This window comes from Methylobacterium sp. D54C, assembly GCF_053345595.1.
Map to the genome: position 1 here is coordinate 1 of NZ_JBKFAK010000052.1, position 11,639 is coordinate 11,639.

Here is an 11,639-nt window from a genome sequence, read left to right on the forward strand (position 1 = left end):
ACTCGATCGCGCCGATGCGGTCGTAGTCGCCGCCCACCGCCACGCTCATCGCCTCGTCCAGGGGCAAGTCGCGCATCAGTTGGCGGACGTACGCCTCGTAATCCTCGACGAAATGAAATTTCGCCATAACAGGTACCTCTAAGTCAATCTCAGATTGAAAGCGCCCTGTTTATTACGGGAGCTCTCTTCTGAAGTTGCCACAGTTTAGTTGCTCTTCGTCATTTCGTGTGGGTCAAGGAGCCAGAAGCACGCGACGGCGTAGGAGGTCGAAGCCGGCCCGGCCGTACATCAGTCGCTTGATCAGCTTCAGTTTCGTAATCTGGCCCTCGGACTGAGCGTTGCTCCACGGCATCGTCAACGCCGCCCTTACCGCGGCCGCATCAACGACGAGCCCGCTGGCGAACGTCTGCGCGGCTCGGATGCCGCTCGCCTTCGCCTCGACGATCCAAGCCTCGAACGACGCCAGACGTCGGTTGCCATGGGCGGACGATCCGTTCCCCTTCCTCCCGGCCTCGCGTACGAACCCGACGAAGCGCTGGTTGAGCCCGTGTAGCGTGGCGGCGTCTGGATCCTGCACGATGCGCGCGAGAAGCGCGCTATCGGCCGGGCTCAGCCGCTCCGGCGTCGCCTCATGATCCAGGCGAGAACCTTCAATCCCGGCAGTTGCTGGCGCCGCGCCGGCAGCTCGGCCGAGCCGGGGGCCGTCATGCCGGGAACGGCGTGACGCCAGCGTCGGGGCGTGGTGATCGCGACCTTCGTCCGTCGACTCTGCAGCCATTTGTGCACCTGCCGCGAGCCGCCCGCGTAACTGCGTTCGCGCAGCTCTCGCAGGAGCTGCAATCCGTTCTCGCAGCCCGCGGCACGGCGGCGCTCGAGACAGGCCAGCCAGGGGTCGAGCTAGCTTGGTCCAATCCGCCGTTCGCCGCGTTCCGGGGGCCCCTCCACGGAGGCGTAGCGCCGCGCTGCTGCCGGTGCCAGAGGGATCGCGCGCGATCGCCATGATCGACTCGCCGGCCGCGCGGCGGCGCTGCACCTGTGCATGACGCACGGCCCTCCAACGTTGTGCCTCCTGCGCGGCAGCTTGATCTGTGCGGCTGCGCGGGAAGGCGTGGTCGCGGGCGTAATCAGGAATGGGAGCCGCCGAGCCGGATGGGACGGGAAGGGCGCGCAGGCGAGCATGAGCGCCGACCAACCAGCGCTCCAGCATCTGGCGCGCGTTCAAAAGGAGGTGCCAGAGATCTGCGACTTGCTGTGCACGCGGGACGACGGCCTGGGCCGCACGCGCGTAGCCTGTCGAGCGATCCCGTGCGACGATCTCCAGATCGGTGTGCGACGCTAGCCAAGCCTCGAAGGTCGCCGAGTTGCGGTCGGGCAGAAGATCGATGGCACGATGATGGTCGAGGTCGACGACGAGCGTGCCCCAGGCGCGCCCACGACGCCAGGCCCAGTCGTCGACACCGATTGCCCGCGCTCGTGCAACGCGCGGCAGGGGCGCAGCGTGCATGAGGCGCAGCAGCGTCGAGGCGCTCGCCGGCATGGAGAGATTTGCCAGCAGGCGCGCACCGGCTCGAGCGTTGATGGCCAATCCGACGCGCTGCTGGGCCTTGGCGAGGCGTCGGGTTCCTCGGGCGTGCGGAGCCAGGAGAGAAGAGGCAGGAAGGCAGAATGTCCGTCGGGGACAGGAGGGGTTGAGGCAGCGCAGACGCCGGACGGTGAGGTCGAGCCGAACGGCTCGTCCAAGGGAGGGTAGATCGGCGGGGTGCCGCTGATAGGAGCCGTGACGGGCGGTGCTCAGCGTGCCGCAGACGGGACATAGTCCTGCGCAGCGGCAGCCGCGAACGTGCATGACAACGCCTGCCTCAGGCCCATCTTGTTGGAGAGTACCCGGCAGCCAGGAACCTCGTGCAGCCGCGCCATCGCCAAGCTCCGTCATTCTCACACGAACAGAGAACGCACGCGGAAGCCACACGAAATGACGAAGAGCCACTTTTGCAAAGCAAGTCCAAGTGCCAGGTGACGCGGCAGCATGGCATGCAGATCGGCAGCGTGGCGGGTGCACACGAACTGAGTTGCAAAATTCAGCCCAGCTTCGCGGCCGTCACGCGGGGCGCAGCTACTCTCCAGGGGCGGACGCGGGGATCATCACACGCGGCAGGCCCAGGCCGAAGCTCTTGGCCAGCGCCGAACGCCGCGCGGAGTAGCTTGCAGCGGTCATCGGATAATCCCCGGGCAGCCCCCATTTCCGACGATAGGCTTCGGCGCTCAGCCCACGCAGCGTCAAGTGCCGCCGTAACGTCTTGTACGGCCTTCCATCCTCGAAACTGATCAGCGCCTCGGGCGTGATCGACCCGCGGATCTGGGTTGCCGTTGGCCTATTGGCTCCCGCAGAAGGCGATGACTTCAAGTCGCCAAGGCACACGAGTGCGGCATGTGTGTCGCCGATGAGCCCAGGTAGATCCGAAACTGGAACGCTATTATGTGCCACGTATGCGGCGACAAGCTGTGCCGTCAGCCCGACATGATCGATGGCTGACACCGCGATCGGTCCTGCGCTCGAGTCCACGTCATACCCTCATGTAAACGGTTCACGCCCCGGGACCGCTCGGAAAGGAGGCCGCCCTCGTGGGCGACCTCAAGTCTCGGGAGGAAAGCCCTAAACGGGCTGCGGTGCACAAAGGGGGCTGTGCACCGCAAACAAGTTATACAGCATATCTCTATGTCGGACAATTGGTAGATGCGGAAGCCAGTCGAGGGGTCCGCTTTCAGCGGATCTCGACTTGTTCTTCTCGGACGCTTCGTCAGTGGGGCCGGGGGGCTAATCGACCGCCTCCGGATGGCGCTGCGGGACGCCGCGGTACTGTCGCACATTGGACGGACATCCGTCGTGGGATCGGTGATGCGACAGCGTCAGATGTCCCTGGAAACTGTACACGCCCATGATCGTCACACGGCCGTGGCAGAACGGACAACGCTTAGGGGTATCGCGCGGCATCAGCCGCGCCTCCCCGAGGCCGACGGCTCGCCAAGCTCCATCGACCTTCACCTCGCAAACCTGATTCGCCGTCATCGACATGCCCGACTATGCCGCGCCGGCCGCTAGGTTGCCAATGCCCTCGGCTGATGCTTGACAAATGTCGGACAAAGGTGACAGCGCTACGATGGGAGTGCCGCGCGACATGCCTGCGAATGCCTCGGTACCGCCTCCCTCTCGCGCACTGCCCGTGCTGCGTTACGACACGACGACCCAGCCGGAGGAGCAGGCGATCGAGACTTGGCGTCAGCTGATGCGGCTGATGTACAGCATCGATCCCGCCCCGCGAAACGTCGCCGGCAACGCGCCACAGGGCGGCATCGCCGTCTATCGCCTGGGTTCCATGCTCGTGAACCGGACTGTCTGGCGTGCCCAGCACGTGTCACGGGATCAACGCCTCGCCGACGCGACGCCCGATCACATCGCTTTTCAGTTGTGCCGCAGCGGCAGCTACTACGGCGACATCTCCGGGCGGACGGCCGCGCTGTTGCCCGGCACCGTGGCGGTCGCCAACCGTCGCCGTATGCTGGCGGGGAACTTGGCGGCCGACACGATGGGGCTGGTGATGCCTCGTCATCTGTTCGTCGGCCTCGACACCGACGCCCTCGCGGTTCGTTTCGATGCAGCTCGCAACCGCCTGCTCGCGGCGCGGGTCGATCTTTTATATCGCAGCCTTCCGCTCACTCCGATCGAGCAGGTGCCTGCTCTCGAGACGGAACTCACGGGCTTCGTCAGGCACCTGCTCGATCCGTCGCGAGCCTTCGACGTGCTCGAGGGACCGGAACTCGATCTTGGCCAGTTCGCCCTGGCAGAGCGGTTCATCCTCGCTCGGTTGTCCGACCCCGACCTCGTACCGGAGGATATCGCGGCGGGGCTCGGGATCTCCCGCTCCGTGCTCTATCGATTATTCGCTCCGCACGGTGGGGTCCGGGCGTTCATCCTCGATCGGCGCTTCCGCACTCTACGTCATGCACTGGCTGATCCGCTGGAGCGGCGTAGCCTGGCGCAACTGGCGCAGGCGTATGGCATCCGTAGCCTCCAGCATCTGAGCCACGGTTTCCGCCAACGTTACGGGATCTCGCCCCGCGCTTGGCGTGAGCAACGGCGGCCGGCAGCGGAGATGGACCGGGACGCGATCCTCGGGGCGGTTCGGGTTTGGTGGAGCGGTTTTGCACCGCTCGATTCCGAGTGACGCGAGGCAGCGTCCGCCGACGTCCGACCAGCGGATGCTCGGCCGATACGACCTCGGAAGTTCGATCCGCCTGCGCGAGCCGTGTCTCAATAGAATGGCACGATAGAAATTGCGGGCCTGTCGCAAACTCGATTGGTCCCGGTGCTCACGGGTCGTTAGGCATACCCGCTCGGCGTGCCGCTCCATCCTCGGAGCCGGCCCATGATCCTGTCCGCCGTTGCCGCCAAGCTCAAGCAGCGCGCCAAAGCCGACTTCCGGAGTCGGCATTTCGAGGCAGCCCTGATCGTCCAGGCGGTTTCCTGGTACCTGTGATACCCGCTCAGCTACCGTGATATTGAGGAGCTGTTCCTGGAGCGCGGGCTGGAGGTAGATCACGCCACGCTGAACCGGTGGGTCCTCGCCTATGCGCCGCTGATCGAGAAGCGACTGCGGCAGTTCCGTCGGCCACACTGTGGGTCCGCCGTACTTGCTTTCGGCCGATCGCTGCCGCACGAGCACACATGCCCCTCTTTCACATCCTCCCGGAAGCGTCCTTTATACACTTGGCCGTATCTTACGGCGCCTGGGCCGTGTTCGTGTCGGTGATGCTGGAGAGTACAGGCCTGCCGCTGCCGAGCGACAGCATCCTCATCGCTGTCGCTGTGCTCAGCGCTGGAGGCAACCCACATGCTCCCGCTTTCTTGCCCGTCATCCTCGCAGCGATAGTTGGGGCCGTGCTCGGCGACAATCTCGTCTACGTGACCGGGTGCAGCGCCGGAACGAGAATGCTTGCCCGCTTCGGTCCGGGTTTCGGACTCGGGCCACCTCGCCAGCGCCTCGGCCTTTATCTGCTTCAACGCTACGGAGGACGCATCGTGCTCGCGGCTCGTTTCGTGCCGGTGCTGCGGACCGCTGTCAGCTTCCTGGCGGGCACCATCCGCATGCCATGGCCTCGCTTTCTTACCTACGATGTTTCCGGCGCCGCCCTCTGGGCGGGAGTCATCGGCGGGAGCGCCTACGTGTTCGGCGAACGCGTACGTGCGTGGTCCTGGCCGGTCTCATTTACGTGCCTTGCCCTCGTCGGCGCCGCTTTGATCACCTGCGCGATCCTGCTCAAGCGTCGGGAGGCGCAGCTTCAAGCTGAGGCCGATAGGATGCCACCACTCTGACGTCTCAGCCCAAATCATTAAAGGAGCGACGAGTAGTTTCACGCCATTCAACGGTGACCGAACACCGTTTCGCGTAGCACTCAGATCTCCTGAGCGGCCTCAAGTCAGTTCGTCAGAAGCCGCGGGAGATGCTGCTGCCCTTCGTGGAGACGCGACCGCCAAGTGGCCTTCATTCTCGTCATTCGGTGCCACCAGCTCGCGGATACAAAGCGGATGTTCCGGCAAGCTGAACAAGAGCGTCAGAGCGTCGGCCACGCCCCTGCACACGGCATCCTTGTGCTCGAGGTCTTCCTGGCCATGCACGACAATGAAAGGCATCCTCGCCTCCGAGCACTTTATAGAAATCAAACCCGCTGCGTCCCGACGGATCCCGCCATTGTATCACCAAGGGGAAGTTCAAATCCGAGGATATTTGAGATCAAGAAGCGCCCTATGCGTCTTCTGTTCGCGCGGGCCGCGCCCGAAATCGGTCAGGCGCGGCCCGGTGCGTCAGCGATCCCTTATTTACTGTCCTTGGCTCCCGTGGTCGCGCCGGGAGCCTGCGGCGCGCCCTTGTCGGCCGTGGCGGCCTTGGCCGTCTGAGGAATGGCTACAGCATTGATCACGTCGAAGCGCACGTCATCCTGGGCCGCCTTCAGGACCGCGTTAGCCTCGTAGTACTTGCCCTGGTTGATCAGCGTCGCTGCTTGGTCGACATCCGCGACGGTCTTGTTCAGGGGCAGGACCGCCATGGTGAAGTTGACGTCGACGTTGGCGAGCCTGAGCTTCTCCAAGGCACCCTTCTGATCTCCCTGCGCGAGGTTCTTGTTCGCTTCGGTCACCGCGGAGGCCTTGGCGGGCGTGGCCACGAAGTCGTCGCCGAGGGTCAGCTGCGCGTCGACCGGGACCCATGCTACCTGCTCCTTGGCGGCCGGCTTGGCATCGTCCTTGTCGCGCGACGCAGTTGCCTTTTGAGCGGTAAGGTCGGCAGGTTTACTGAAATCGGCCTCGGCCTTGGTGAAGACCGCGTCGTCGGTCTTGGCCTTGGCGAAGGCGGCCTGCGCCTTGGCGATCATGTCCTTGGCCTGGGTAGGATTGGCCTCGAAGATCGCGAGGCGGGTGAGCTGAAGATCTCTGAAGCCTTGTGCGCCGTCCTTCGAGAGCTTGCCGACATCCTTGTCGACCGCGGCTTGGCTCGCGCTGATCTGCGCGCCATTGTGCTGGACAGCCGACTCTGCCGCGTAGGCGGCTCCACCGAGGATTGTGGTGAGCACGAAGGCTGCAGCCATAGATTTGTGATACGACATTATTTCAAATCCCTCTCATTCCGGCACTAAGCCATTTTCCCGAACTTGCCTTGTTGATTCCGCATTCAGACAATAGTCGGATATCGACTTGGTCGCATGTCGGAGGTATTAAAAATGTGTAATGTAGATGCGCCGGGATAGGCTCCTGGAAATGCGCCCTGCCTTGATGCGTCGTCCCTGTGAGGCGTAGGCAAAGCTGATGGCTTGGCTGTCGTTTTTCGAAGTCGATGTCAGCCGGAGGTGGATGACCGCTTGCTAAGCGGGCCCGGCGGTTGTCACAGTCGATGTCGCTGGCAGTCAGAGTCGGTGTCAGCAGCTCGCACTTCTCTCGAAGTGGATGTCGGCAGATGGCGAAGCGAGCCCCTGACCTGAGCCTCATCCCCGGACCGATCTGGCAGGAAGCGGAGCGGCGCACGGCGGTACTTCGCCCTCTGGCTGCCCTACCGGTCTGTCCCCGTGCGCAGGCCCGCGCAGCGGCAGCCACCTTGGGCGTGACCGAACGGCAAGTGTATCGCCTGCTTCGCCGATGCCGGGAGGGCGGCGGGACGCTGACCGCGATGGTCAGGAGCGGATCGAGTGGCGGACGCGGCAAGGGAAGGATCGCAGAGCGCCGCGATGCCCTGATCCGCGAGGCCGTGGCCGATCTCTACCTGACGCCACAGCGGCTATCGGCTGCGAGGGTCGTAATCGAGGTCTGCCGACGCGCCCGCGAGCTGCATGTCCCTCCACCCTCGGCGAGCACGGTACGACGCCGGATCGCGGCCCTGTCGCTGGAGCAACGATGCCACCGCGGCGACGTGAGCGTGCCGGTCGCGGTGCGGGGTTCGACCACGACCGCCGCCGCACCGCTCGACATGGTGCAGATCGACCATACGCCGGTCGATCTCATCCTGGTCGATCCGATCGAGCGCCTTCCGATCGGCCGACCGTGGGTGACGGTCGCGATCGACGTGTTCAGCCGCTGCATCGCCGGTTTCCACATCACATTGGAGGCGCCGTCGGCGACCAGCGTCGGCCTGTGCCTGGCGCAGGTCGGCTCCGACAAGCGGCCTTGGCTGGAGGGCATCGGTGTCGACGCGGAATGGCCGGTCGTGGGGTGCCCGCGCCGCCTCGGCGTGGACAACGCGGCCGAGTTCCATTCCGAGGCGCTGGAGCGCGGCTGCGCCCAGCACGACATCACCATCGACTGGCGTCCGCCTGGCCGGTGCCTACGGCGTCGGCTTGGCGACCTTCTGCCGGCACGGGCTCGGCTGCGAACCCGGCGACCTTGATCGGTACAGGGTCGATCCCCCGCAAGCATTCCTGGATGCCCTGGCACGCGGAACCGGCCAGTCGATCCGTCGCCTGCGGAACATGACCGAGGCACGCTGCAATGCCCGGACGAGCGTGGCGCTACGGTGGTTCGTCCGCTGCGACCCCGAGATCGTCCAGAAAATGCGCTTCGGAGTTCCTGGACATTCCGGGTTTGTGGACAGTATTTAGGGACGAACGATGGCGGATTTTGCAGGGGCCGGTGCGATCGTCCACAAACCGAGCGGATTAGGGACGAAGGGTACCACGATGCCGGACGTGTTGGGCTATGCTCGCGCCTCCACCAGCGATCAGGACCTGGAGGGGCAGCGCCGCCGGCTGATCCAGGAAGCCGGCGCGATCCGGGTGTTCGACGACATCGTCTCCGGCAAGAGCTTCGACCGACCGGGCCTGACCGAGATGCTCGGCTTCTGCCGGGCCGGCGACACCATCTGCGTCGTGCGCCTGGATCGGCTCGGTCGCTCGCTCAAGGAGCTTCTGGAGACCATCGATCTGTTCAAGGCGCGCGGCCTGGCGTTCCGCTCCCTGGAGGAGCGCCTCGACACGTCCTCCGCCGCCGGCGAACTCGTCTTCCACGTCTTCGGCGCCATCGCGCATTTCGAGCGTCGGCTCATTATTGAGCGCACCCGCGACGGCATCGCCGCCGCTCGTGCACGCGGCAAGGTTCCAGGTCGGCCGCCGCTTGATACCGACAAGTTGGTTTCGGCGCTCAAGCTGGTCGAGGCCGGCATCCGGCCCGCCCAGGCCGCCAAGCAACTCGGCCTCGGGCGCTCGACACTGTATCGCGAACTGGCGACGCTCCGCCAAACCGCTCCGAGTACGCCTGCCCTGGAGGGAACGGCATAAATCGACCCAACCTAGTTGTTCGGGCTGCCATCAGGACTTCCCAAGAGCGGACATTCATCGGCTGCCCGGTGATTTCGCTAGCAGGGGCGTGAGCCACTCATGATTAGGGTGTAGATCATTCAGCCAGATGATCAGTTGATTTTGTTCGTCGGCAGACAATTTAGGCAGGCAAAGCTCGAAATCCACCCGATCTTTGTCTCGACAATGCTTGGCATTGAACAGCAATATTATCATCGGCGCTAGATATGGGATGCCTTTTCCATTGACGAGAACAGCATCAGAACGCGCCATCTTTATAGTCGGATTGCGCTTATAGACCCATAGGTCGGGAGTGCCTTGTTCGATCATAAGATCAGCCCGCCAAATACTTCGCCGCATGTCTGCTCCCCAAACCTGCCAGACATCACTCGGTATGGGTTCTAACGGCGGTAAATTTTCTATCACCCCGTCCTTTACTGTGAAGAAATCCAATTCTTGTAGGACACTGCGGAAATGATCCGCATCATGGTGAAGAGCCACGAACTCTAAGTCTTCGTGCGCGCGCGTTTGCTCGCCATGCCAAATGTCCAGAGCCCATCCACCCGCAACGTACCATGGGACAATCACCTCTCGGAGACGCTGACCCAGTTCGTGGGGCAACCATGCATCCCAAGCGTTCTCGTCGGGAGGGTTCATCGAAGTGACCGTGTGCTAGTCAAAGTTACACGTAGGAAGGCGGACCCCGGAAAAATCTTGGCTGAGGGTCGTAACCGGCTCCCGCAGCTATGTCGGCTTCATGCACCCCACGTCCAGAAGCGGCCAGACAGGAAACCACCCATCTGAGACGCCCGCTGACATTGCCTTTGACAAGCCGCTGACATCGACTTTGGAAAACGACATTGGCTGGGCCAGCCGAGCCAACCGCTATGTCGTTTTGACGATCGTTTTTCCGACGAAGCGCGAATGTTGGTCGCGAGTCGCCGGAAACAGCCCCGTTCTTGTCGGATCGACCTCAACCGCGAACGCACCATGGAAGGCCTGAAGGCGGCGCTCGCTCGGCGTCGCAAGGGTGGCCGGCCAAAGAAGCTCCGCGAGGCAGACCTCGAAGCGGCCCGGGCCATGCTCGCGGCCGGCACGATCAGCGTCGCCGAGATCGCCAAGCGTATGGGCGTCAATCGCGACACCTTCTACAGCTACTTCCCCCGCGCCCGTGCCAACAGCACCGCGATCAAGGAATGAACCGCGCGCACTGTTGGACACAAGGGCATTCGTGCTTCGTATAGCTATATCTCAATGCGTTTTCAGCTCGCGGCTGCAATCGATCTTACTGAAACCCTCCGCCAGGGAGCGGGCCGTGATAGACAGTGTCACGGCAGTGCCCCCAGGGACCACGCCAGTAACCGGGCGGGCAGCCGTTCCCTACACTGACCTGATACGCACCACCCGGGAGCGGTCCCGAGTAAGGGGTGTTGCGGCAATGTCCCCAGGGGCCGCGCCAAGCCCCCGAGCCACAGCCGTCGGCTACAAGGACGATGGGGGCGGCGATGCCTGGATCGCCGGCGAGGGGCATCGCAGTCGCACTCGCCAGCGGAACAGCGGCGAATGCTGCTGCCGCGACAACCGTGTTCATTATACGCATGGTATTTGTCCTTGATAACGTCTGCTGTCTCAAGCGTGACAGCTGCTACACAACTCGTGTGGGATCCGAATGCTGCATTAAATCTCGTCCATCATCGAGTGAGATTTATGTAACGGAACGCAGTCCGTCTCTGTGCTCCTGCACACAGGACTCAACTCGAACTGACAGAACCAAGCGACGGCTCTGTTTCTCAGATCTGACGGCAGTGGGCCGCGTAGTTTGCCACTTTTGCCGCCGAGGCGGCTGGCCGCGCCTGCTTGGGTGCGACCTTGTCCGGGCTGATCCTAGACAAGATGCTGTTGCAGAAAACCCTGTGGGCGGGACCACATACGATGAACTTATCCCATCATGGCGATAGGTGCCGGATCGTCGGTACTATGCTCTACGGCAAGCTGGCGCGGCACGCTCTCGGTATCAGGTAGCATTGAGGCACGTACATTGTCGTGTTTTAGAGTTCGCACGAATGTACAAGCTCGGAACAAAGGTACACATGTGTCACCATGCGTATGCTCCTCACCATTGCTCTTTCGGCTCTTTCGATAGTGCCTGCACAGGCAGCGCCTATGCAGTGCCGGCCTCATCAGGACGATAGTACCGAGTTGCCTGCACCGGACGCACTGCTGCCGCAGATTGGAGACGTCTTCGCTGTTGCGCCCGAGGCTCTACGCGGTACCAGCTACATCCGGTGTGACGACGGTCTGCTGCTGGCGTGCATCGTTGGCGCCAACCTGAATTGCGGGCATGCCGATGTCACCCGCTCTTCGAAAGGGGGGTGGAGTGCACCCTGTTTGACCGGACAGGCAGCGGGGCGGGTTTAGGCAGTCCGGCTGAGGTACTCTCGGGGCGAGAGCATGCGCAGGCCGGAGTGCGGGTGGATCGTGTTGTAGTCCTCGAACCAAGCCGGCAGAAGCCGCATCACGGTCTCGGCGTCGGCCAAGATCGCCAAGCGGGCATAGTCCCGCTTGAGCGTCTTCACGAACGCCTCCGCGATGCCGTTGCTCTGCGGCGAACGCACCGGGGTGAACAGCAGCCGTAGGCCGAGCGCGGCGGCCGTTTGCGCTGTCTCCTTGGCGATGTAGACGGAGCCGTTGTCGGACAGCCACTCGACCGGGTGCGGGGTCTTCGTCGCGCCGAACCGGCGCTCGCAGCAGGCGATCATCAGGTTGCAGACCATCTCGGCCGAGACGCCCGTCGTGGTCGCCGACCA

Annotated in this window: 10 protein-coding genes and 3 pseudogenes; 6 read left to right on the forward strand and 7 right to left on the reverse strand. The window is 63.5% G+C overall.

Annotation, left to right across the window (positions count from 1 at the left end; genetic code table 11):
- Nucleotides 1–298: 298 nt before the first annotated feature.
- Both ACLBYB_RS31705 and ACLBYB_RS31710 read right to left on the reverse strand, forming a co-directional pair.
- Nucleotides 299–1,933 (reverse strand): annotated as a pseudogene (locus tag ACLBYB_RS31705) (ISL3 family transposase); the annotation flags it as partial.
- 180 nt (nucleotides 1,934–2,113) lie between these two features.
- On the reverse strand, nucleotides 2,114–2,563 hold the full coding sequence (locus ACLBYB_RS31710) for a MucR family transcriptional regulator (protein WP_447701233.1): 450 nt from the start codon (nucleotides 2,561–2,563) through the stop codon (nucleotides 2,114–2,116).
- A gap of 658 nt (nucleotides 2,564–3,221) precedes the next feature.
- Here ACLBYB_RS31710 and ACLBYB_RS31715 point away from each other — a divergent pair.
- From ACLBYB_RS31715 to ACLBYB_RS31725, 3 genes and pseudogenes are all read left to right on the forward strand, one after another.
- Nucleotides 3,222–4,223 (forward strand): helix-turn-helix domain-containing protein, encoded by a 1,002-nt coding sequence (locus ACLBYB_RS31715; protein WP_447701234.1) that lies wholly within the window; start codon nucleotides 3,222–3,224, stop codon nucleotides 4,221–4,223.
- Nucleotides 4,224–4,424: 201 nt separating this feature from the next.
- A pseudogene (locus tag ACLBYB_RS31720) lies at nucleotides 4,425–4,682 on the forward strand (IS6 family transposase); the annotation flags it as partial.
- Between the two features lie 41 nt (nucleotides 4,683–4,723).
- Nucleotides 4,724–5,371, forward strand: a complete 648-nt coding sequence (locus ACLBYB_RS31725) for a DedA family protein (protein ID WP_447701235.1) — start codon at nucleotides 4,724–4,726, stop codon at nucleotides 5,369–5,371.
- A 99-nt stretch (nucleotides 5,372–5,470) separates the two neighbouring features.
- On the opposite strand, the gene ACLBYB_RS31730 is transcribed toward ACLBYB_RS31725, so the two are convergent.
- Nucleotides 5,471–5,689 (reverse strand): hypothetical protein, encoded by a 219-nt coding sequence (locus ACLBYB_RS31730; RefSeq protein ID WP_447701236.1) that lies wholly within the window; start codon nucleotides 5,687–5,689, stop codon nucleotides 5,471–5,473.
- A 182-nt stretch (nucleotides 5,690–5,871) separates the two neighbouring features.
- Nucleotides 5,872–6,639 carry a YfdX family protein gene (locus ACLBYB_RS31735; RefSeq protein ID WP_447701237.1) on the reverse strand — a complete coding sequence of 256 codons (768 nt, stop codon included), beginning with the start codon at nucleotides 6,637–6,639 and terminating at the stop codon, nucleotides 5,872–5,874.
- Nucleotides 6,640–7,004: 365 nt separating this feature from the next.
- On the opposite strand from ACLBYB_RS31735, the gene ACLBYB_RS31740 reads away from it, so the two are divergent.
- Both ACLBYB_RS31740 and ACLBYB_RS31745 read left to right on the forward strand, forming a co-directional pair.
- Nucleotides 7,005–7,928: an integrase catalytic domain-containing protein gene (locus ACLBYB_RS31740; RefSeq protein ID WP_447701238.1), complete on the forward strand. Its 924-nt coding sequence runs from the start codon at nucleotides 7,005–7,007 to the stop codon at nucleotides 7,926–7,928.
- A gap of 220 nt (nucleotides 7,929–8,148) precedes the next feature.
- Nucleotides 8,149–8,814: a recombinase family protein gene (locus ACLBYB_RS31745; RefSeq protein ID WP_447701239.1), complete on the forward strand. Its 666-nt coding sequence runs from the start codon at nucleotides 8,149–8,151 to the stop codon at nucleotides 8,812–8,814.
- A gap of 54 nt (nucleotides 8,815–8,868) precedes the next feature.
- Here ACLBYB_RS31745 and ACLBYB_RS31750 read toward each other — a convergent pair whose 3' ends face one another.
- Entirely contained in the window at nucleotides 8,869–9,489 is a 621-nt protein-coding gene (locus ACLBYB_RS31750; RefSeq protein WP_447701240.1) for a nucleotidyltransferase domain-containing protein, read from the reverse strand.
- A gap of 309 nt (nucleotides 9,490–9,798) precedes the next feature.
- Here ACLBYB_RS31750 and ACLBYB_RS31755 point away from each other — a divergent pair.
- Nucleotides 9,799–10,032, forward strand: a pseudogene (locus tag ACLBYB_RS31755) (helix-turn-helix domain-containing protein); the annotation flags it as partial.
- 85 nt (nucleotides 10,033–10,117) lie between these two features.
- Here ACLBYB_RS31755 and ACLBYB_RS31760 read toward each other — a convergent pair.
- The gene (locus ACLBYB_RS31760; protein ID WP_447701242.1) at nucleotides 10,118–10,423 is read right to left on the reverse strand and encodes a GCG_CRPN prefix-to-repeats domain-containing protein; all 306 of its coding nucleotides are present in this window, start codon (nucleotides 10,421–10,423) and stop codon (nucleotides 10,118–10,120) included.
- Between the two features lie 823 nt (nucleotides 10,424–11,246).
- The coding region (locus tag ACLBYB_RS31765; protein ID WP_447701241.1) for an integrase core domain-containing protein at nucleotides 11,247–11,639 on the reverse strand (393 nt) is incomplete at its 5' end.